The 20,537-nt window shown below is 30.6% G+C and carries 25 protein-coding genes; 6 read left to right on the forward strand and 19 right to left on the reverse strand.

Features of this window, described 5'->3' with window-relative positions; translation table 11 throughout:
• Positions 1 to 88 precede the first annotated feature (88 nt).
• A complete protein-coding gene (locus OCU47_RS17510; RefSeq protein ID WP_261829887.1) occupies positions 89 to 526 on the forward strand; it encodes an FMN-binding protein in 438 nt (145 codons plus the stop codon).
• A 26-nt stretch (positions 527 to 552) separates the two neighbouring features.
• Positions 553 to 1,494, forward strand: a complete 942-nt coding sequence (locus tag OCU47_RS17515) for an FAD:protein FMN transferase (protein ID WP_261829888.1) — start codon at positions 553 to 555, stop codon at positions 1,492 to 1,494.
• Between the two features lie 227 nt (positions 1,495 to 1,721).
• On the opposite strand, the gene OCU47_RS17520 is transcribed toward OCU47_RS17515, so the two are convergent.
• The 4 genes from OCU47_RS17520 to OCU47_RS17535 form a co-directional block, all read right to left on the reverse strand.
• Complete coding sequence (locus OCU47_RS17520) at positions 1,722 to 2,225, reverse strand: GNAT family N-acetyltransferase (RefSeq protein ID WP_261829889.1); 504 nt, start codon at positions 2,223 to 2,225, stop codon at positions 1,722 to 1,724.
• A gap of 124 nt (positions 2,226 to 2,349) precedes the next feature.
• Positions 2,350 to 3,240 (reverse strand): hypothetical protein, encoded by an 891-nt coding sequence (locus OCU47_RS17525; protein ID WP_261829890.1) that lies wholly within the window; start codon positions 3,238 to 3,240, stop codon positions 2,350 to 2,352.
• Complete coding sequence (locus OCU47_RS17530) at positions 3,237 to 3,458, reverse strand: hypothetical protein (RefSeq protein ID WP_261829891.1); 222 nt, start codon at positions 3,456 to 3,458, stop codon at positions 3,237 to 3,239. The genes OCU47_RS17525 and OCU47_RS17530 overlap by 4 nt, the downstream gene beginning before the upstream one ends.
• Entirely contained in the window at positions 3,455 to 3,772 is a 318-nt protein-coding gene (locus OCU47_RS17535; RefSeq protein ID WP_261829892.1) for a PadR family transcriptional regulator, read from the reverse strand. The genes OCU47_RS17530 and OCU47_RS17535 overlap by 4 nt, the downstream gene beginning before the upstream one ends.
• Positions 3,773 to 3,929: 157 nt before the next feature.
• Here OCU47_RS17535 and OCU47_RS17540 point away from each other — a divergent pair, with 157 nt between their 5' ends.
• The gene (locus tag OCU47_RS17540; protein ID WP_261829893.1) at positions 3,930 to 4,103 is read left to right on the forward strand and encodes a DUF2281 domain-containing protein; all 174 of its coding nucleotides are present in this window, start codon (positions 3,930 to 3,932) and stop codon (positions 4,101 to 4,103) included.
• Positions 4,104 to 4,496: 393 nt separating this feature from the next.
• Here OCU47_RS17540 and dapA read toward each other — a convergent pair whose 3' ends face one another.
• From dapA to OCU47_RS17575, 7 genes are all read right to left on the reverse strand, one after another.
• Positions 4,497 to 5,363, reverse strand: coding sequence for a 4-hydroxy-tetrahydrodipicolinate synthase (gene dapA / locus OCU47_RS17545; RefSeq protein WP_261829894.1), 867 nt, complete (start codon positions 5,361 to 5,363; stop codon positions 4,497 to 4,499).
• Between the two features lie 165 nt (positions 5,364 to 5,528).
• Positions 5,529 to 6,338 (reverse strand): DUF4037 domain-containing protein, encoded by an 810-nt coding sequence (locus tag OCU47_RS17550; protein WP_261829895.1) that lies wholly within the window; start codon positions 6,336 to 6,338, stop codon positions 5,529 to 5,531.
• 253 nt (positions 6,339 to 6,591) lie between these two features.
• A complete protein-coding gene (locus OCU47_RS17555; protein ID WP_261829896.1) occupies positions 6,592 to 7,155 on the reverse strand; it encodes a GNAT family N-acetyltransferase in 564 nt (187 codons plus the stop codon).
• A 530-nt stretch (positions 7,156 to 7,685) separates the two neighbouring features.
• Entirely contained in the window at positions 7,686 to 8,123 is a 438-nt protein-coding gene (locus OCU47_RS17560; RefSeq protein WP_261829897.1) for a hypothetical protein, read from the reverse strand.
• 90 nt (positions 8,124 to 8,213) lie between these two features.
• Entirely contained in the window at positions 8,214 to 8,657 is a 444-nt protein-coding gene (locus OCU47_RS17565; RefSeq protein WP_261829898.1) for an NUDIX hydrolase, read from the reverse strand.
• A 56-nt stretch (positions 8,658 to 8,713) separates the two neighbouring features.
• Complete coding sequence (locus tag OCU47_RS17570; protein WP_261829899.1) at positions 8,714 to 9,370, reverse strand: HAD family hydrolase; 657 nt, start codon at positions 9,368 to 9,370, stop codon at positions 8,714 to 8,716.
• 28 nt (positions 9,371 to 9,398) lie between these two features.
• Positions 9,399 to 10,232 carry a polysaccharide deacetylase family protein gene (locus OCU47_RS17575; RefSeq protein WP_309297456.1) on the reverse strand — a complete coding sequence of 278 codons (834 nt, stop codon included), beginning with the start codon at positions 10,230 to 10,232 and terminating at the stop codon, positions 9,399 to 9,401.
• A gap of 316 nt (positions 10,233 to 10,548) precedes the next feature.
• Here OCU47_RS17575 and OCU47_RS17580 point away from each other — a divergent pair, with 316 nt between their 5' ends.
• Positions 10,549 to 10,884 (forward strand): hypothetical protein, encoded by a 336-nt coding sequence (locus OCU47_RS17580; protein ID WP_261829900.1) that lies wholly within the window; start codon positions 10,549 to 10,551, stop codon positions 10,882 to 10,884.
• Between the two features lie 71 nt (positions 10,885 to 10,955).
• Here OCU47_RS17580 and def read toward each other — a convergent pair whose 3' ends face one another.
• Positions 10,956 to 11,408: a peptide deformylase gene (def, locus tag OCU47_RS17585; protein ID WP_261829901.1), complete on the reverse strand. Its 453-nt coding sequence runs from the start codon at positions 11,406 to 11,408 to the stop codon at positions 10,956 to 10,958.
• A gap of 139 nt (positions 11,409 to 11,547) precedes the next feature.
• Positions 11,548 to 12,513, reverse strand: a complete 966-nt coding sequence (locus OCU47_RS17590) for an aromatic acid exporter family protein (protein ID WP_261829902.1) — start codon at positions 12,511 to 12,513, stop codon at positions 11,548 to 11,550.
• A gap of 518 nt (positions 12,514 to 13,031) precedes the next feature.
• Between OCU47_RS17590 and OCU47_RS17595 the strand changes: the two genes are divergently transcribed.
• Positions 13,032 to 13,838 (forward strand): alpha/beta fold hydrolase, encoded by an 807-nt coding sequence (locus OCU47_RS17595; RefSeq protein WP_261829903.1) that lies wholly within the window; start codon positions 13,032 to 13,034, stop codon positions 13,836 to 13,838.
• A gap of 136 nt (positions 13,839 to 13,974) precedes the next feature.
• Here the strand turns inward: OCU47_RS17595 and OCU47_RS17600 are convergent, their stop codons facing one another.
• On the reverse strand, positions 13,975 to 14,415 hold the full coding sequence (locus OCU47_RS17600; protein ID WP_261829904.1) for a PaaI family thioesterase: 441 nt from the start codon (positions 14,413 to 14,415) through the stop codon (positions 13,975 to 13,977).
• Between the two features lie 239 nt (positions 14,416 to 14,654).
• Here OCU47_RS17600 and OCU47_RS17605 point away from each other — a divergent pair, with 239 nt between their 5' ends.
• Entirely contained in the window at positions 14,655 to 15,284 is a 630-nt protein-coding gene (locus OCU47_RS17605; protein ID WP_261829905.1) for a hypothetical protein, read from the forward strand.
• 186 nt (positions 15,285 to 15,470) lie between these two features.
• Here the strand turns inward: OCU47_RS17605 and OCU47_RS17610 are convergent, their stop codons facing one another.
• The 5 genes from OCU47_RS17610 to OCU47_RS17630 form a co-directional block, all read right to left on the reverse strand.
• Entirely contained in the window at positions 15,471 to 15,911 is a 441-nt protein-coding gene (locus OCU47_RS17610; protein ID WP_261829906.1) for a hypothetical protein, read from the reverse strand.
• A gap of 36 nt (positions 15,912 to 15,947) precedes the next feature.
• Positions 15,948 to 16,346 (reverse strand): hypothetical protein, encoded by a 399-nt coding sequence (locus OCU47_RS17615; RefSeq protein ID WP_261829907.1) that lies wholly within the window; start codon positions 16,344 to 16,346, stop codon positions 15,948 to 15,950.
• A 370-nt stretch (positions 16,347 to 16,716) separates the two neighbouring features.
• Entirely contained in the window at positions 16,717 to 17,739 is a 1,023-nt protein-coding gene (mglC, locus tag OCU47_RS17620; RefSeq protein ID WP_261829908.1) for a galactose/methyl galactoside ABC transporter permease MglC, read from the reverse strand.
• A 19-nt stretch (positions 17,740 to 17,758) separates the two neighbouring features.
• A complete protein-coding gene (locus tag OCU47_RS17625; RefSeq protein WP_376778046.1) occupies positions 17,759 to 19,276 on the reverse strand; it encodes a sugar ABC transporter ATP-binding protein in 1,518 nt (505 codons plus the stop codon).
• 110 nt (positions 19,277 to 19,386) lie between these two features.
• Positions 19,387 to 20,412: a galactose ABC transporter substrate-binding protein gene (locus tag OCU47_RS17630; RefSeq protein WP_261829909.1), complete on the reverse strand. Its 1,026-nt coding sequence runs from the start codon at positions 20,410 to 20,412 to the stop codon at positions 19,387 to 19,389.
• Positions 20,413 to 20,537: the final 125 nt, after the last annotated feature.

The raw sequence follows: 20,537 nt of genomic DNA on the forward strand, positions 1-20,537 counted from the left end.
TTGTCCAGGACACATTTGTCCTGTTTCATCCTTTGCAATTTAATATATGATACACTTTAGGTAATAAATTACAGAGGAGAGTGTTACCATGAAAAAGAAATATTTAATTATGATTGCAATTTTAGTGACTGTAAGCTCAAGTTTGGGTTGCCAAAGTAAAAATGTTGCTGAAGGAGAAAAAAACAAGTATAAAAATGGAACCTACGAAGCAAAAACAGATGCTGGCACTGAGGGATTTCATAGTGAAGCAACTTTAAAAATAAGCAATAATAAAATATCTGATGTTCAATGGAAAATCGTTGATCAAAATGGACGAGTTTTTGATAAAACCTATGAGGAGGTTTACCCAAATTCTGCATTATATCAACAACAATGCAGAAGTGATTATAAAGGAGCTATAACCTATGGCCCCAAATTAATCCAAACTCAAGATATAGACAAAGTAGATGCAGTTTCAGGCGCAACTTGGTCATATAACAAATTCGTAGAAGTTGTTTCCAAAGCACTTGACAAAGCTGAAAAGTAAACATTTAACTGGAGTTAAAAAAAGAGATGTGTAATTATTATAGTAACCAATTTTATTGCATGGGAACAATAATTCAGCAATCAATCTTGCACGAAAATGCTGAATACATCTACGAAACTGTTGAAACAAAAATGAAACGAATTGAAAATATTATGAGCTTTTTCTTACCTCAAAGTGATGTAAGTAAAATAAATGATTCTGCTGGTAAAAGTTCAGTTAAAGTTAATGTAGATACTTTAACTGTTATAAAAAATGCTGTGTATTTTTCAGAAATAACTAATGGTGCCTTTGATATTACATTAGCCCCACTAATTAAGCTATGGGGAGTTTTTACCCAAACTCCCCAAATACCTTCCAAAAAAGAAATTAAAGAAAAATTACCCCTAATAAATTACAAAGATATATTAATAGATGAACAATTGCAAACAGTAATGCTTTTGAAACCAGAACAAAAGATAGATTTAGGTGCTATTGCTAAAGGATTTGCAGCTGATAGGGCTATCGAAATATATAAAAGTTTTGGAGTTACGTCAGCATTAATAAACATAGGTGGAAATGTTAAAGTTTTAGGGAAGAATAAAGAAAATAAAGACTGGAAAATTGGCATACAAGATCCATTTAGACCTAGAGGCCAATATTTAGGAATAGTAAAACTACAAAATAAATCTGTTGTAACTTCTGGAGCTTATGAAAGATACTTTCAACAGGGTAATACTAGATACCACCATATTTTAGATCCTAAGTCTGGGTGCTCTTCTAAATCAAATTTAATAAGTGCTACTGTTATTTCAGGAGAATCAATCGCTGCTGATGCCCTATCAACAGCTTGCTTTGTCCTTGGTTTAGAGAAATCTCTAGAAATAATTAACACTCTAAAGGGTATTGATGCTATATTTATAACAGAAAATAAAGATGTCTATGTAACAAATGAAATTATAAATAATTTTGTTCTAACCTCAAATAAATAATAATTAAAAGCTCGTCTTATAAAAACCACTAATAACTGTATGAAACTAATAAAAAGTATGATTTTAAACTAGTAATTTAATAACCAATTTCTCTGAGTGTTCTGCTTTCATAAAATCCAGATTGCCTGAAATTTGGAATGTAGCATGTAATAAAAAATAGGTGGATTGGGATAAAACCCAAATCTACCTATTATTCTTACTTAATAGTCTTGTATTTAAAATTAATTTTATTTAACTTCCAACTTCCAATAGATTAATTTATCATCTCTTTTAGTTTCTACCATATGATTGTTTTTCAATACTCCTGCAGAGGCTGAGTTATCTAAATTACAATCAGCTAATATAGCATTTAAATCTTTGTTTTCAATTAACCAAGCTATAAAAGCTTTTATAGCTTCAGAAGCATAACCCTTTCTTCTAGAATCAGCATCTATGCCATACCCTATCTCAACTTCTTTATTTTCATCAGGTGCTCCATGACATCCACAACTTCCAATGATTCTATTAGTATCTTTTAAAATAATTAGCCAAGGTCCAAAGCCATCTACACCGTTCTTAGACACCTCTTCCTTCATCATAGGTAAAATATCTATGATATCAGAACTATAAAAATACTCTTCGTTTATTTTTACTCCATTCTTCTCCAATAAGCTTTCTCTTTTCTCTAGCTTACTAACAATAAAATCATAATCCATTGGTATTAAAATTAATCTTTCAGTTTCAATTCTCACAACTGTATCCCCCAACCTCTATAGAACTTATTTCCATATACTAATTATACACAATTCTAATAGGGGTATACAATTTTTATTCTCTGTGGAAGTAGCTTACATAGATATAGCAATAACTAAGCTGTTAAAATAACTTTTTACATACCTTATCCAAGAATTCCTGATCACTTGTATAATAGAAGCTTCTATTAATATCTACTATCTTATCTTTAGACACTAAAACAAATGATTTCTTATCATCATATGTGAAAATTTCAATATTACTTGGTATATTGACACTGTGCTGTATCTTATAAATGCCAAGCTTATTAAATCTCATTAATCGTTCTTTCTTTTGAATATCCATCACCCATGAATACTTACTTTGAAATACTGTATACGATAAAGTGTTGTTACTATTTTCTTCAGAACATGTTGTTCTTGTGGCTAAAATACTCTTATAAAAATTAATATTTGCACTTTTGTCTTCCTTATATCCAAAATCACTTAACAGCAAACTAGCATTCTCTCTCTGGATACTCCCTTCATTACTAGTTGTAATACTCGGCCTAATTATATTGACTATGAGAAAAACTATAAACACCACAAAAGATATTGTACTAAGAATAATTATTGCTTCATTAGTCTTTCCTAAAAACGCCTTCTTTTCTATCACTGAATTAACATAAATCATAATTACTACAGAAAATATAATTATACAAATAAGCAGAGCAAATTGCCACTTATTTGTAGTTGTGAAAATTAAATATTTTAAGAATATAAACATATAAATCAAAATGCATGCATTGGTTAATATATTTCTTACTCTTAACTGCCTATAGGTATTATATGGCATAAATTTGTTTTTCACTATCTGATGCCTAGCTTTTATTGCCCAAATAAGAAAACTCGTTATTTGTATAACTCCTAAAATCAAGAAAAATATCATTAACATTCCTAGTATTATAAAAAGATTTGAAGCTAATAAATGCTCAGTATTTCCACTAAATATGGTGTTTTTAATAGCTAAAATCAATACAAACACTGATAAAAGTTGACAAAGCACATAATATACTGATGATTTAAGGACTTCTTTGAATTTCTCCTCTGCATCAGTATGGATAGGTCTAATTTTCTTATCATCTTCAGTACAAAAAATTTCAGTCTTTCCATTCTCTCAAGGTATTCTTCCACAGCTGCACAGTCATACGGAAAATAATTAAAAAATGTTATCTTTGTATCTTTCCAACTCATAATCTCTCCCCCATATACATCTTTCCATCCTCCACTAGCGAAATTAATCTTTTGTATTCCTCCAATAATATTTCTTTTCCTTTGTCAGTAATTATGTAACTTCTTTTTCTACCTTGCACTTCAGTTTCTCTTATCATACTTTCTTTTTCAAACTTACCTAGAAGAGCATATAAAGTTCCTGGACCAACACTTACACGCCCTTTTGAAATTTTATCTACTGAATCCATGATATCTACTCCGCACCGTTCCTCAAGTAAAGACATCAGTATGTAATACATCGGTTCTGTTAAGTTTTGAAATTGTTCCCTTGCCATATCTCTCACCTCTTTAATATCGAGTATCGATATTGTCAATACAAATCTTGCCTATAAAAACATTTTTATTTATTCTCCATATATCTATTTTCTTTATAACACTAGAATTATAGGATATAATATTAACATATTACCTAATTAATAATGGGGAATTTATATGACATTAGCAGAAAAATTATTACAAGTTGTTGAAGATATTTCTGATGAAAAATTATCTGAGGTTATTGACCTTGCTGAATATCTTAAATTAAAAGAAGAAAAAGAGACTAAAGATTTAATCAATAACATAGTTGATAAATATGATGAAGCTCTAAAGGAGTTAGCGAAATAATGAAAAATTTATCTTTGGATGAAGTTTTATATATTAATATATCTCATATTCAAAAGTTTATTATTAAACACAAATAGTGCAGAGAATCTAGAAGTTTCCCTGCACTATGCTTTAGTTTATTTCAATATTAGTCTTTCTTATTTGTTTTTTTAGAATGTTTATTTCCAGCGTTATTTGCTTTCTTTTCCTTTTCTTGTTGGCTTGCACAACTAGGATCTTTCTTTTCGCTCATAGCATCTATCCTCCTAAAATAATAATCAATCCTTTATATTATTGACCTATTTTATTCAGGATATAACTATAATACCAAGATTTTATTTATTATTTTTGATATATTCATCTATAAGTCTAATGTCTCTAATATCTTTCCTCAGCAATTATATTCTTCTCAAATTACAAAGATAAAGCTTTATCAAGCTTATTCTTTAAAGTATCTGTTATCTCAACTAAAGGTAATCTCACCTCATCAGAATTAATAAGTCCCAGTTTACTTAGGCAATATTTAATTGGAGCAGGATTAGGTTCTTCAAATAGCATTGGAATAAACTTAGCTAACTCTTTCCACTTATCAAGGGCTACTTTATGATTATTATCTTTAATTGCCTTATAAACTTCAACAAACTCATCTGTTCTTAGATGCGAAGATGCCATAATACCACCATCCCCTCCATAAACTAAGTTTGTATAAAACAATATATCCTCTCCAGTCATTATTGAAAAATCCTTAGGTGGGTTGAGAAGCAAATCAGTTGTTTGTTTTATGTCTCCACAAGAATCTTTAACTCCAACAATATTTTTTAATTCTGCAAGTTTATATATAGTATCATTTTCTATATTTCTACCTGTTCTATATGGTATGTTGTATAGAACAATATCCAAAGCAGTGGCCTCTGAAATCTTTAGAAAATGTTCATATATTCCTCTCTGATCTGGTCTACTATAGTATGGACATACTGATAGTATTCCATCCACCTTATACTTCTCTACTATCTTTAGCTTATTTATAACTTCTTTAGTATTATTTCCACCTAGACCAATAAACACTGGAAGTCGATTATTATTATATTCCATAGTTTTCTCTATTATTTCCTCATACTCATATTCAGAAATGGTTGGAATCTCTCCTGTAGTTGCTAAAGGAATAATCCCATTGATTTCTTTACCTATATAGTAATCAAGCATTCTTTTATAGGAATCAAAATCTACCTTATCATTAGCAAAAGGTGTTATAAGTGGAATGTAAATACCTTGAACTTTCATAAACTATACCTCCAAATAATAATATTACTCACATCTCTTAAACTATATTTTACCACATGCATGTAACTAAAGAATACTTACTTTCTAATATTTTCCTTATGGTTATCTCGCTAGTAAAGTTTCTCAAGGTATATGATAGTATTAATATTTCTTCAAACAGCATTATTAAATATTAGTGATATTTTTTAAATCTTTAACCAAGTTACACCACTCATTATATGATTTTTCAAGCTGTTCTGGATCTGCTCCAAATTTAATCACTTCAAGTAACCTCTTATAACAATCCACAGGTTTCATTTCAAAAGAATCTATATATTGTTTAGTTCTTTTTCTACTTGGATAATATGTTTTATTAACTGCGTATAATGCTTGTAAATAATGATCAATGGACGCTTCAAGAACTTGATGATAAAATATAACATCTTTTCTTAGTAAAGCCCTATTAAAATCTTCTTCATCATTCACCCTACTCATATGAAATTCTGCCATTTGTTTTGCTAATGATTGGGGATATATAGAAAGCTCTTCTTTTAAAGAACTCAAAAATTTATCTTCATCATAAATAATGTTAATATTTTTTAATGTTGCACAACGACCAACTGGATAAAACCCCTCAACGCTATCTAACCTTTTCCCTTCTAAAACATCTGATACATATTGTAAAGTTTCGTCAATGGTAAAGTACATTAGCATTGTTTCAACACCATCTATAATAAATACATCTCCTGTTCCCCAAACTCCTCCTTCACAAACATTCATAGAACACTCTTCATATAAATCACTATTCTTATCATATATAACTTTTCTCTGTTCATAACTTGGAATTTCTTGCCCAAACACAAATATATCAATATCACTTTCACCTGCTTTAGGAATAAAGTTAATATCACCAGTTTGTCCTATTGCATTTATTAAGCTTAAACTAGAAACTTCTCCTAACAAACTTGCTATTTTATCTTTTATACTATATCCCATATAAAACTCCCCTTTATATAAATATTACTTAAAACAATTATAGAATTTTAAAACTACTGAATATATTACATAGCTTTAAGTATAATATTCAAAACCCCTTTATAACTTTCACTAAGTTTAGTTTTTAAATAATAAAAACTGTGGTAACACTCATAATGCTACCACAGCTTTTTGCTTTTCTTCAATCTCATAAACAATTATGTACCATTTATAAGAATATTTCTCAAATATTTATATAAATTAACGTTAAGTTTTATTTTTGTCTCTGGACTCTCCACCATACTAACTCATCAGCTTCCTTATATTTCTGAGCACCCACGTTTTGTAATACCTTGTGAGATGCTATATTAGTCTTCTCCGTATCTGCAATCACAAAAAGTGCTTTTGAATCTTTAAAAATCCATTGAGTTAATCCTCGCAATGCTTCAGTAGCATATCCTTTTCTTCTATAGTTCTCATCAATACCGTATCCAACAATTACTTCACCATTTTCATTGGGGCATCCCTTAATCATGATAAAACCTACTATCTGCTTGTCTTCTTTATGAATTATAGCCCAATTGGTTAACCATAAGTAATTATCAACATCTAATAATACCTTCTGTAACCTTATCTTCATCGCATATTCCAGCTCTTCATCAAGAGATGTTTTTACAACTTTTAGTCCTAAGTCACTTTGCATTTTTGAATAATCATCCACAGCTAATGCAAGTTGATGTGGATATAATGGTAATAATATTAACCTTTCTGTTGATAACCTTGAGTCTACTTCTATTATATCTTTAGTTCCATTTTCCTTAATTAATTCACAATTCATTATCACTATGCCTCCATAAAATCAAAACTTGGGCATAAAAAATACCCTGAAATAGTTTTTTACTACTCCAGTTGAATCAATCTATCGGTACATTATGAAACATAACTATAATTTTTATCTTAGTTATAAATCTAAACTGCATTCGATGATCATATCAGGAGTAGTTATAAATTTAAAGCCTAAACTAATCATCTTTCTCATTGGCAGTCTCTCCTTTCAAAACTTTATACATAAATTGTATCATAGTAATCTAAAAAATCATATTTAAATTAACTACTTTGATATTAAATATCCTCAAAAAGTAAGTAACCCTTCTGCTTACTTACTTTTTGAAGTTTGTGCTTAATCTATATACTTGCATAAGGTCACTTACAAGCACCCCATCAATTGTCATGCCTTCTGTATTACAATTACAAATTGAAACATTTTGTAAGTTTGAATCTATAATGTTACTATCATTGAATAACTTCTACTTTCCTTCTACTTAATTTTAAAAAAAGATGGTGCTTTTGCACCATCTCCTCAGTAATTTATTCTTTTATGTTACTTAGTATTAGAGCTTCTTCATTTATATTATCAAGCCCCTTAGGTATTCTAGCATTAGGGTCGTCAGTAGTCCCGCCCATATCTTTTATTACTTGTTTTGCATTCTCTATATTTCCATCATTGACTTCAACTACTACCTTGCAATTAATATTAGCTATTTCTTCAAAACCACCCATGCCACTAACCATTGGACTAGCTGCTGCTAATGGAGAATTTACACTCTCTCCTCTATTGTTCCCTTCTCCTAAAACTGCTTCTGACAAAGTTGATATCTCTTCTGTTCCTAAACGACCTCTTTCTGAATAAGCATTGTTATTGTGCTCATTTATATCTACAAAAGCCCCTGTAAAACCTGCACTCTTAAGCTTATCAACAGTTCCATTTGCTGATTTTATATCACTGAAAAATCCTTCTATTTTCATAAAACCACTTCCTCTTTAACAAAATTAACTACAAAATGCTCTTGTATTTGTATCAATTTTATTATTCCAAAGTGATTTAAAATTATCCTTTTAATTATTAATTCTACTTTTCAAATCTTCTAAAATAGGCACATTTGTTGGAATGATTTCTGTTGGTATATTATTTATATTAAAAAATTTAAGTTCTTTACTCTCTACTTCATCTGCCTTCATAATCCCATGAAAACTATTTGAAATAAATACAGTATTAATAATATATACTTCATTACCATCAGGATAAATCCAGTGTTGTTTCTCCCCTGAATAAATATTAAATAGTTGTAAATCATCAACTATTAATGCTGTTTCTTCATAAACTTCTCTTTTGGCAGCATCTTGTAATGATTCTCCTACATTAACACAACCACCAGGAATTCCCCATGAATTACTATCTGTTCTAAGTTGTAATAACACTTTACCATCTTTATCTATCAGTAATACTCCTGCACCATTAATATTCACAGGTTTCTTGCAAGTTGTACTTTTTGAATTCATAATATTCTCCCCCTAATATCCATAAAAACTACTAATTATTAACCAATAAAAATATACTATCCTAATAGAACTTGCTCCACATCTGAAACCGTCTCAACAATAAAGTCTGCACCAGCCTTTTCAAACTCACTTCTATCTCCATAGCCATACAAAACACCAATACATTTTAAACCTACCTCTTTAGCACCAATAATATCATGCTCTCTATCTCCAACCATTATAGTTTTTGATAAATCCTCAATATTGCAACTTTCTAAAGCATATTTAATAACCTCAGCCTTTTTAACTCTTGTCCCATCAAGATTGCTACCTGCAATGTATGAAAAATATTCTGCAATATTAAAATGTTCTAAGATTTGTTTTGCAAATACTTCCGCCTTAGATGTTGCTACAATAAGTTTCTTGTTGTTAACTTTTAATTCCTTAAGCAATTTTTCAATCCCATCATAAACTAGATTTTCAAACATACCCTTTTCTCTAAAATACTCACGATAATACTTTATAGCTGTATTTGCTTCTTCTTTTGAAAAATCATAATACATCTCAAAAGAATCTGTTAAGGGAGGACCAACAAATTTATATAGTTCATTTTTATCCTTAACCTCAATACCACACTTTTGTAAAGCATACTCCACAGAATTTATTATTCCAACCCCTGAATCAGTCAGGGTTCCATCTAAATCAAATAAAATATATTCATATGCCATATTCATTATTCTCCTATATTAATTATCTTTAATCTTAAATCTCTATCATTGCACCTGCTTCAATTTCAACAAGCTTCTCTGAATATTGGAACCAAATCTTTCTGCTAGATGGATTCTTTACACATTTACCATCCGCACTAAATATTAATCTGTTATAAGCATCAATATAATCATATATCTCTATGTTTGTTGCATACCAAATATCATCTCTATTTCCTACGTACTTAGCAAAATCCTCAATTAAATTCCAGTTATTGTTTTCCTCAAATTCATAACTATGTCCCCATAAATAAAATAGATATGGTGTCCATTCTATCTTGTCCTCAACAAACCTTTTTGCTAAGTTCTGAAGTTCAGGTGAATTATGATGGCAGGTTGCTGCTAATCTAAGCCAATCCCTAGGAATTCTAAAATCATTTGTTGATACTACTGTTCTTGAATATACTATGCCACAAAGTTTAAGTGCTTCAACAACTTCATCACTCATAGTACCATATGGATATGCTGCTCCACGAACCATAGTTCCAAACTGCTTTTCAAGGTTCTCCCTATCTTCCAATATTTCTTTAATGGCCACATGTGTAGGTAATTGATCCAGAAACGCATGCGTTAAAGCATGTACTGCAACTTCATGTCCTGAATTCTTATATAGTTCTGTAACTTGCTTTTCAGTCATTCTACGATGAATGTGTCCTTCTGGATAGACTGTCCCTTCATCAGCATATGCTCCACTATTTAAATTGAAAGTACCCTTTAAACCATACTTATTCATAATATCTATAAGCTTTATATCCTGTTCCACTCCATCATCATAGCTTAATGTAAGTGCCTTTGCTCGTCCCTCTGGAAATCTCATAAAAATATTCATAATGCTTCTCTCCTTTTATACCTTGTATTTTATCTTAAATTAAATGTACCATTTTGAATCTTCTTAACCAATTTATCTAGTCTCTTTTTGGATACTAAATAAATTTATTTTACCTCTATTTACATAATATTTCTAGAATTCCGCAAAAAAATATCACACTATTCAATTTTCAAAGACCATTTCTATATCTTACTTGGTCAAATCTACAATTTGCTTATTTTAGTTTTGTAATATAAAAGACTATTTACACTTTAATTATCAATAAAGTGTATATTGTAATTTGAAAAACAAAATACTAATAAAATGGAGGTGCTATATGAAAATAAAAAAACTTTTAGTATTTTTTCTAATATCTATTTTTATATTTCCTAAAATTCCACAAGTACAAGCACAACCACAACCACTCCCTATTGCCACTACTTATAAGCAAGGTATCTATAATGCCACCACATATACCGGACAATATATTACAGCTAAACTGATAACTCCTGATAAGCCTCTTACTGTAACGGTAATTGATTGTAGTGGTACTCTAAAAACATTTTTAAGGTTTAAGAAGACAAATGAACTAGTAAAACTCGGCCCTATTCAAGAAGGAGATATTATAGTAATGGTTGGTACTGGGGAAATATCCTTTTCTCCACTACAATAGTTTACTTATATAGTGTTTAGAATTTAACTAAACACTATATTTACTATTTTTCATCCCATCAAAAAAGAAAACTACTTTATATATTCAGTAACCAAATCTGTGAAAAGCACTCCATCTAAATGATCTATCTCATGGCAAAAGCATTTTGCTAAATCGCCTGCTCCTGTCAATGTAATTTCTTCACCATTTTCATTTAATGCTTGTATTGTTACTTTAGCAGGTCTTGTTAATTTACCCCAAATGCCTGGTGCACTCAAACAGCCTTCTATCACTTCTTGACTTCCTTCCTCACTAATTATTTTAGGATTTACTAACTTTATTAGTCCCTGTCCCATATCAATTACAACTAATCTTTTCAATATACCAACTTGTGGTGCTGCTAATCCTGCACCATTTTCAGTATTATACATAGTATCTGCCATATCATTTAGTATCTGCCTTATTCTATCGTCAACCACTTCAACAACTCTACTCTTTTTTCTCAATATTTCATCATCAGAAAATCTAAGCTGTCTCAATGCCATTTAAATCACTCCCCCTACTTTGTTGTGCTCTTGATTTTCTTTCACTTTCTTAAAAAAGAAAAATCTCCTCAATAGAACACTGGAATACGTTTGAAATTTAAAATATTACTGTTGTTCTCTCCAAACCATATTAAATATATTAACTAACCTTGAACTTCTTACTAAAACTCTTTTTTAACTCTAAAAGAGTCTCCATGTCATTTAAAAACTGAAAAAGCATTGCTCTGTTTTCAAATTCTTCTCTTGTTTTAGGTAGTTCTTGCTTTTTAAATATATTTACAATTTCATTTAACTCCCGCAAGAGCTCTTCTGCAGTATTATATTCACCAAAATCTAATGCTACCTTTTCTGTAAATGCTGCAACTATCTCTGTCTGCTCAAAAGTCATGTAAAATTTAATAAAATGACTTCTCATATATTTTAATATCTCATATTGTAAAGTCCTCATCTCCATATATTGAACATAATATTTCGTATCATTAATAATATAATTGTTCAAATGCCTATATGCACTCTCATTGCCTTGCTTCAATTTAACTTCTAATTCATTAAATAAAGCTTCTTCTTCCACATTAACTGATTGCTTTCTCAAACTTTGTGCCATCTGAAATAAAATGCTTCTCATATGTTCCTCAATATCTTGTTGAGTTTCTTTAATCTCATTTTCTATTTTAGGCATGTATATATTTAATAGTATAGCAATCCCTGCACCAACTGCCATAAGCAAAAACTCATTTCTTACCCAAAACAAAGATATTGACTTCTCTGCTAATAAATGCGTTACCAAAACAGAACTTACTACAATTCCATCTGTAATTTTCAAAAATACAGTAATAGGAATAAAAATCACTAAATACAGCCCAAAAGTAATTGGATTATAGCCCAGTATAAAAAATAATATACTCGCAATTAATAAGGCTAACGCTGTAGATTCAATTCTCTGCAAAGCTAACTTTATAGAAGTCTTTTTAGTGTTTTGAACACTTAGAATTGTTATAATTCCTGCTGCTACTGCATACTTTAATCCCATACCTTGAGCAATAATTATGGCAAGTGATGCTCCTACTGCTGTTTTTAATATTCTAAATCCAATTAAATTCTTCATTCAATCACCTATCCCTATTCTCCAATTGCTTGAAATCCAAGATTATTAATATTTTTTCAAGCACTATCCGTAATCAATTCATAACTCTCATTCACTTAATGTTTTTCACAATTATAAGATATTACAATCCTACAATCAACAAATATATACATCAAGTGAAACTTGATTCAGGTGGGGTTTGATCCCAATCTGAATCTTAGTTGAACTTATCCAGGAGCGTGCAGCCGTTATCTCCAACTTAAGCAGAAAACCTAAATCTATGATTTAGTGTGAATCGGTTAAGCAGACATCTCAAATCTATGATTTGATGATGGTCGCTTACTCTGTGAGTACTCATCTGACTTTAGGAAGAGGAGTTTCATATACGGTTGGAGTGTTACGGATGCTAGCTATCGGATAAAAATTAAACCTATATATTATATACAATTTACAAATTATTTAAATATGAATTAGTACTAACCCACTGACAGGATAAATATTATATTACTATGGTTTTTTAATTTAAGGAGGATATTGTAATGAATTCAGAAAATTTAGAAAGGAAAATAGTTGATGTAAATGGACTTAAAATGTCGTACATTCAATTAGGTGATCCAACATCAAAAAAATCTATTGTTATAATTCACGGTTCTACATTTAATGCCTTAGGAATGGTTCCATATGGAAGACTTTATGCTAATAAAGGATATAATGTAGTATTAGTAGATACCCCTGGCCACTATGGAGATTTAGCACAATCTAAATCAGTTTTTTCAGAACTAACAGATAGTGTTGCTGAGTTCATGAAGGTACTCATTAAAGAAGGTAAACTCAATAGCAAGTCAATTGTTCAAGGGTGGTCCTTAGGTGGCTCCATTGCCTATGATATTGCAATAAGATATGGTGATATTGTTGAATGTATAGGAAGTGTTGATGGTTCTTCAAATTGGAATAATCTAGACTTAGGTCATATAACAGATTATGATAATAAGATAGAAGCTTTAACTGCATTTCTTAATAATCTAAAAAGCTCTAATGTATCACAAGAAGTTGTAGATAGACTTGCAAGTGAATTGCCACTGACAACAGCATCACCAGAGGCCTGTAACAATGATTTTGCCATAGATAAAGTTTTAAATGTCGACTCTGGTTTACCTCACATTAATATTCCAGTATACGCTTTTTATGGTTCTGTAGACACATTAACAACCCTTGAAAAGCAAAAAGAAATTATGTCTAATCTAAAACATGGAAAATTATTTGTAGGAGAAGGCTATGGTCATATGGCAGTTATAGAAGATCCTGAATACGTATTTAATGCATTTAATGAAATGATGCTTGAATAAAATACACTTAAATATAATTGATTTTGCCTAAAAAAATAAAACTGGGAACAGTCTCTCCAGTTTTATTCCTTAGGTTTCTGAAAATAAATAACAAGTCAAACAGACTAGCGCATAAACCTATTTGCTTTCAGATACCTTATATTTTATAATCATCCTCAGAAAAATCACCAAGAACATAATAAGACGCATGTGAACTAACAAGTAACTGCTGATTCTCGTCAAAAATCCTTCCTACTGCTCGCATTATAGTTTTACCATCACTTATAACCTCACCAATTGCTGTAATTGTACTTCCTGCTGAAACATTTTTTATGTAACTAACTCCCATATCTGTGGTCACTATACGCTTCCCCAAAGTTAAACATGATACTCCCATCACCACATCAGAAATAGATGCTAAAGTTCCTCCATGCACAAAACCATATATATTGCAGTGTCTATCTATAACTTTCATACTATACTTAACTTTTCCCTCTTCTATTTCATCCACTTCTAGTTGAAGAAAGTTTTCAAGAATCGGAGTTTTATACATTTCTTTTAAGTAATCACGTATCCATAAAAGTTTTTCTTTATCCATTAATAATATCCTCCCAAAAAATTTATCATAAGTAGTATCTATCTTTTACATTTAATATACAACTTTTAATTATAACATAACCATTAATTCATCAATAATTATACTCTTTATCATATTGTTTGCTATTTACATTATATAGAAATAAATGGTATTATTGGTGTATATAACTTCCGCAAAATTCCATGCTATCAAATAATTCAAGCAGGAAACAATGCTAATTTCTAAGGGGGAAAATTATTGTGAAAAATATCAAAAGCAAAGTTGTTATTCTAACCTTAGCCCTTATATCAATGTTTTTAGTAGGTTGTGGTGATTCAGGTTGCACTAAAAAACCTGTAATTTATCTTTATCCAACTTCAAATCAAACTGTAAATGTAAAACTAGATTATAAAGGTAAACTTACTTGTACCTATCCTAAATATAACGATGGTTGGAAAGTAATTGCCCACCCTGATGGAACGTTAATAAATACCTCTGATAATAAGGAATATTCTTATTTGTATTGGGAAGGTGTCTCTAATCATAAATGGGATATGTCAAAAGGATTTGTAGTAAAAGGATCTGATACTGAAAAATTTCTTCAAGAAAAGCTACAATACTTAGGATTAACTCCAAAAGAATATAATGAGTTTATAGTATATTGGCTTCCTATTATGCAAAATAACAAATACAATCTTGTAACCTTTGCTGGCGAAGAATACAATAATCTAGCTAAACTTAATATAACACCAAAACCAGATTCTATATTAAGAGTAATGATGGTTTTCAAGCCATTAAATAAGTCTATAAAAATAGAAGAGCAGAAACTTACTCCATTTGAAAGAAAGGGATTTGCCGTTGTTGAATGGGGTGGAACAGAAATAAAATAACCTGCATTTTATATGCACTGCCTATAATTCATAAATAAAAAAGTGCAGACTAATTTTAATTAGTTTGCACTTTTGGGTTATACAATCCTCTGCGAAAATCACTTTTCTACATTAATTACCTTGAGAAATGCAATTAATGTCTTTCTATTACATTACATTTAAATACTTGATGCAATAAAACGTCTTCTATAGCCAACTTATTTCACATATTTCTTTTGTATTAGGCAAATATTTTATCCTTATCTTAGTTCCAACTGAAAGATCTACTGAACCATGTAAAGTATATGTATTATTATTTATTTCAATAAGTATATGACTGTCTCTTCCAGCAATATCTATCTTTTTGGTGACTTGTCCCTCTACAACAGGATAGTTTTCAGTTATAACATAAGGTAAGTCCCTCCACATGTTGATACTATAAAATACTCCAAACAGACACACTGCAAGTAAAATAAGCATGCAAATTATACTTTTTAGAGACAGAATATTATTGGCCTCTAACCTATTCCTAAAGCTTTCCTTTTCTTTGCTAAAAAAAAGCTTATAAATTATAAAAATAAATGTAGGCAATACAATTAACGGTAATAATGATATCAGTAATAATTCCATTATAAAACTTGATTTCAATACTTTATATCCTCCATTTCAATCAAAACTCTGCAACTAATCTTTACATGGCTTACCTATGTATCCTAATGAATCTCCATCACAATTTCGAATTGAATAGCAAAACTCAAATTTTCCCTTACATCCTCTTGGCTTTTCTACCTTGGAAACTTTTGACTCCTTCCAAATTGATAAACTTCCTCCTGCAAATCTAATAAACACCTCTTCTCTGCTATGCTCTATGGATTCTAATTGTGCCTTAATCATTAAATCTGTTTTATTAAAGTAATAATACACTTCTCTAAAATCATTAGGAATATCAAATAAGAGTTCAAATTCATCTGAACATGGTTCTACTCCCTTTGAACATTCAGGACAAAGTACCTCTCCATAATAAGCTATAAATCTTTCTTCTGCTTTCACTTTAGTTTTGCATTTGAAGCATGTATATTCCATTCTACATTACCCTCCATATTAAAGATTTTATTATCTAGTAATTATAATTGAAAAAACTTCTCTTCTCCAATTTTGAACTTTGTCATCATGATCTTATCATGGGAAGTGCACCTATTATTCTTATATACTATATACATTACTTACATTATATTGTAATTATATATCGACTACAAGTATCCAACACAAATATCAAAATATCATTTCTTATTTCAACTATACAAATCAAATTTGGATTTCTTGACTTAAAGACTTAAACTTACAACCTCAACCCAAAAAACAAGCCACCCTTACTAAAAATGTAATGGCGGCTTGTTTTTCTGCATCTCTTCCTTACAGAAAAGATACGCTTTCTAAAATTTATCTAAAATTCTTATTTCTTTCTAAGATACTTTCTTATGTCAACTGCAACAGCTGCAACTATGATTACTCCTTTAATTATTTGTTGCCAGTATGGGCCAACACCTATGAATGTAAGACCATAGTTGATTACAGTGAATATAAGAACTCCGACTATAACTCCAGGCACAGTACCAACTCCACCTGATACTGACCAGCCTCCAACAACACAGGCTGCAATGGCATCAAGTTCATAACCATTACCATAGTTGTTTGTTGCTCCTCCTGTTCTTGCTGCTTCAAGAACACCAGCTATAGCATATAGAGTACCAGCTATCATATATAATTTCATTATACTACTCTTTACGTTTATACCAGAAACTATTGCTGCTTCTTTGTTTCCACCTATAGCATATATATCTTTACCTAGTTTTGTCTTATTTAAAACTACATATATTATTGCAGTTATTATTGCCGCTATTATTACAACATAAGGTATTCCTAAAAATGATCCTGTTCCTAAATTTGAAAAGTCACTTCTTAATCCACCTATTGGTTGTGAATTGTTTGGAGGAAGATCAAAATATAAAGAGTTTGCTCCATAAATTATAACCATTGTACCAAGAGTTGTTATAAATGCTGGAACTTCAAATCTTGATACTATAAAACCATTTACTGCACCTACAGCCATACCTATGACAACTGCTACAAGAATTGGTATAAGGATATTTAACTGTCCTAAGTTAGGGAAAAATCTATTTGGATAGTCAGCAGATTGAAGCATTGATGCTGATACAACCGCTGAGAAACCTACCATACGTCCTGCTGAAAGGTCTGCTCCACCTGTAAGAATTATGAATGCAGCTCCTAAAGCTATGATTACTCTTGTTGAACTTTGAATAAGAATATTCTTAAAAACATCTAGGGATAAAAAGCTTGAATCCTTTACACCGATAGCTAATATTAAAACTACCAACACTATGAATATAGCATTCTGTTTAAGAAATTTTTGAACTTTTTGCTTATTACCGCTAACTTTATTATTACTCATTTCCATATGTGTATCCTCCTAAAAATTATTGCATATATTTTGTAGCTAATGACATTACAGCTTCTTCTGTAGCAGTTTTGCCATCTATAATACCTGCAAGCTTTCCTTCGCACATTACCATTATTCTGTCTGACATACCTAAAAGTTCTGGTAATTCAGAAGATATCATTATAATACTCTTACCTTGCTTTGTAAGCTCAACCATAAGAGAATAAATCTCAAATTTAGCACCTACATCTATACCTCTAGTAGGCTCGTCCAAAATAAGTATATCTGGTTCTGTAAGAAGCCATCTACCAATAAGCACTTTCTGTTGGTTTCCACCTGATAAATTCATTATAAATTCTTTTTCTGAAGGTGTTTTCACTTTTAACTTTTTGATATTTTCCACAGTATCTTCTTTACGTTTTTTATCATTTAAAATCTTTAATGCATTCAAATAATTTTTTTGACTTGCAATAGTAGTATTTTCTGTTATTGATAATACTGGGAATATTCCAGTAACTCTTCTTTCTTCAGTTAGAAGCGCTATCTTATTCTTCTTGGCTTCTATTGGATTTCTAATTTTAACTTCTTTACCTTTTATATTAATCTTCCCCGTTTCAATCTTTCTAAGACCAAATATAGCTTCCATAAGCTCTGTTCTCTGCGCTCCAACAAGACCTCCTACACCAAGTATTTCTCCTTTCTTAAGCTCGAAAGAAACATTCTTGAATGATTTAGGAAATGGTGAAGTAAAATCTTCAACTTTCAATATTACTTCCCCTGGAACATTATCTCTTTCTGGAAATCTATTTGTTAAGTCACGACCAACCATTTTTTTGATTATAATATCTGTAGTAAGTTCCTTAGCATCCCAGGTCCCTACATATTTTCCATCTCTCATTATTGTAACTTCATCTGATATCTGTAAGATTTCTTCCATCTTATGTGATATATAAATTATTGAAACTCCTTGTTTCTGAAGGTCACGAATTATTTTAAATAATTGAGCAACCTCTGTTTCTGTTAGTGATGAAGTTGGTTCATCCATTATAATAACTTTTGCGTTATATGAAACTGCTTTTGCTATTTCCATTTGCTGAACTACTGAAACTGAAAGTGTCTCTACAATAACATCAGGGTTCACATCCATGTTCAGCCTTTCAAAAAGTTCCACAGTATCTTTGTACATTTTTTTTCTGTCTACTAATTTAAATGGTCCTACTCCCTTTAATGGAAGACGTCCTAACCACATGTTCTCCATTACGTTACGAAATTTAACAGGATGAAGCTCTTGATGAATCATTGCGATTCCATAATTCAAGGCTTCCTTGGAATTATGCATTTCTATTTTTTTACCCTCTAAAATTATTTCTCCTTGATCTGGGTTATATATACCAAAAAGGCATTTCATCAGAGTGGATTTCCCTGCTCCATTTTCTCCCATTAGTGCGTGTACTGAACCTGGCTTAATTTTTAATGTTACATCATCTAGCGCTTTTACACCTGGAAACTCTTTAGATATATTTCTTAGCTCAAGCAAGTATTTATTCTCCATCATTTCATACCTCCTGAATATTTTGAAAAAAACCTTCTGAAATTTAATATTATTCAATCAAGGAGTAATTTTTCACATTCCCCTTGATTGAATAAAAGTATTTATTCAGTAAATTATTTAGCATCCTTTACATTGTCTTTTGTTATCTTCTTATAATCTATCCATACATATTTCTTATCTTTTATCTCATAACCTGTATTTTCTTTAGAAGGAGTCTTTCCTTGTGCAAGAACTTCTGCAAGCTTAAGTGTTGCTATACCTTGATTCTTAGAATCATTTAATACTGTTCCTAGCATTGTTCCTTCTTCAATAGCTTTAATTCCTGGTGCAGTTGCATCTACCCCTACAACTGGAATATACTTTCCACCAGTGAAATATCCTGCTGCTTTTAATGCTTCTATAGCTCCAAGTGCCATATCATCATTATTAGCAAATACTGCTTCTATTTGATTTCCCTTTGAAGTTAAGAAAGATTGCATCTTATCTTGTGCCTTTACACGGTCCCACATACCAGTATCTGTTGCTATTTGATTTGATTTGATTCCTTCTGCTGTTAATTCATCTATAGAATACTTAGTTCTTGCTATTGCATCAGTATTTCCTGGTTCTCCAGTAATCATTACATAATCAAGAACACCATTATGGTTTTTATCTGCTTCTGGATGTGCTTTCCAATATTCAGCCATAATCTTTCCTTGAATTGTACCTGATTGCTCAGCTTTTGCTCCTACATAATATAGCTTGTCCCAACTATTCATATCTGACTCTGAAGGTACACGATTAAAAAATACTATTGGAATATTAGCTGATTTTGCTTTACTAATTATTGTACTTGAAGCCTTAGGATCAACTGGGTTAATCGCTAATGAACTGACCTTTTTTGTGATAAATAAGTCTAGCTTATCATTTTGAGTTGATGTTGAATTTTGACTATCAACTATATCAGCAGTAACCTTATCACTTGTAGCTTGAGTCGTGATTGCATTACGTACTCCAGTCATGAAAGTATCATCAAATTTATATATTGTAGTTCCTACTGTTAATTTTTTATCTGTTGAACCTGATTTTGAACTTGAGCATCCTGCTAGAACTGATACAGATAAAGTTGCCATTAATACAAGTGTTAGAACTCTTTTCATAATAATAATTCCCCCTAAATATGATTTGTTAAATCGTTTTCATGTGTTAATATTAGCATGTCCATTTTATTAAAAGAATACAAAATCCTACACTGATATATTAAAATTCTACTTTGTTTAAAACG

The organism is Clostridium sp. TW13 (assembly GCF_024345225.1).
Classification (GTDB): domain Bacteria; phylum Bacillota; class Clostridia; order Clostridiales; family Clostridiaceae; genus Inconstantimicrobium; species Inconstantimicrobium mannanitabidum.

Coding starts and splice junctions, on each gene's coding strand:
- OCU47_RS17510 (WP_261829887.1), top strand. CDS start 89: ATGAAAAAGAAATATTTAATTATGATTGCAATTTTAGTGACTGTAAGC.
- OCU47_RS17515 (WP_261829888.1), top strand. CDS start 553: ATGTGTAATTATTATAGTAACCAATTTTATTGCATGGGAACAATAATT.
- OCU47_RS17530 (WP_261829891.1), bottom strand. CDS start 3,458: ATGAGTTGGAAAGATACAAAGATAACATTTTTTAATTATTTTCCGTAT.
- OCU47_RS17535 (WP_261829892.1), bottom strand. CDS start 3,772: ATGGCAAGGGAACAATTTCAAAACTTAACAGAACCGATGTATTACATA.
- OCU47_RS17540 (WP_261829893.1), top strand. CDS start 3,930: ATGACATTAGCAGAAAAATTATTACAAGTTGTTGAAGATATTTCTGAT.
- dapA (WP_261829894.1), bottom strand. CDS start 5,363: ATGAAAGTTCAAGGTATTTACATTCCACTTATAACACCTTTTGCTAAT.
- OCU47_RS17550 (WP_261829895.1), bottom strand. CDS start 6,338: ATGGGATATAGTATAAAAGATAAAATAGCAAGTTTGTTAGGAGAAGTT.
- OCU47_RS17555 (WP_261829896.1), bottom strand. CDS start 7,155: ATGAATTGTGAATTAATTAAGGAAAATGGAACTAAAGATATAATAGAA.
- OCU47_RS17560 (WP_261829897.1), bottom strand. CDS start 8,123: ATGAAAATAGAAGGATTTTTCAGTGATATAAAATCAGCAAATGGAACT.
- OCU47_RS17565 (WP_261829898.1), bottom strand. CDS start 8,657: ATGAATTCAAAAAGTACAACTTGCAAGAAACCTGTGAATATTAATGGT.
- OCU47_RS17570 (WP_261829899.1), bottom strand. CDS start 9,370: ATGAATATGGCATATGAATATATTTTATTTGATTTAGATGGAACCCTG.
- OCU47_RS17575 (WP_309297456.1), bottom strand. CDS start 10,232: ATGAATATTTTTATGAGATTTCCAGAGGGACGAGCAAAGGCACTTACA.
- OCU47_RS17580 (WP_261829900.1), top strand. CDS start 10,549: ATGAAAATAAAAAAACTTTTAGTATTTTTTCTAATATCTATTTTTATA.
- def (WP_261829901.1), bottom strand. CDS start 11,408: ATGGCATTGAGACAGCTTAGATTTTCTGATGATGAAATATTGAGAAAA.
- OCU47_RS17590 (WP_261829902.1), bottom strand. CDS start 12,513: ATGAAGAATTTAATTGGATTTAGAATATTAAAAACAGCAGTAGGAGCA.
- OCU47_RS17595 (WP_261829903.1), top strand. CDS start 13,032: ATGAATTCAGAAAATTTAGAAAGGAAAATAGTTGATGTAAATGGACTT.
- OCU47_RS17600 (WP_261829904.1), bottom strand. CDS start 14,415: ATGGATAAAGAAAAACTTTTATGGATACGTGATTACTTAAAAGAAATG.
- OCU47_RS17615 (WP_261829907.1), bottom strand. CDS start 16,346: ATGGAATATACATGCTTCAAATGCAAAACTAAAGTGAAAGCAGAAGAA.
- mglC (WP_261829908.1), bottom strand. CDS start 17,739: ATGGAAATGAGTAATAATAAAGTTAGCGGTAATAAGCAAAAAGTTCAA.
- OCU47_RS17625 (WP_376778046.1), bottom strand. CDS start 19,276: ATGATGGAGAATAAATACTTGCTTGAGCTAAGAAATATATCTAAAGAG.
- OCU47_RS17630 (WP_261829909.1), bottom strand. CDS start 20,412: ATGAAAAGAGTTCTAACACTTGTATTAATGGCAACTTTATCTGTATCA.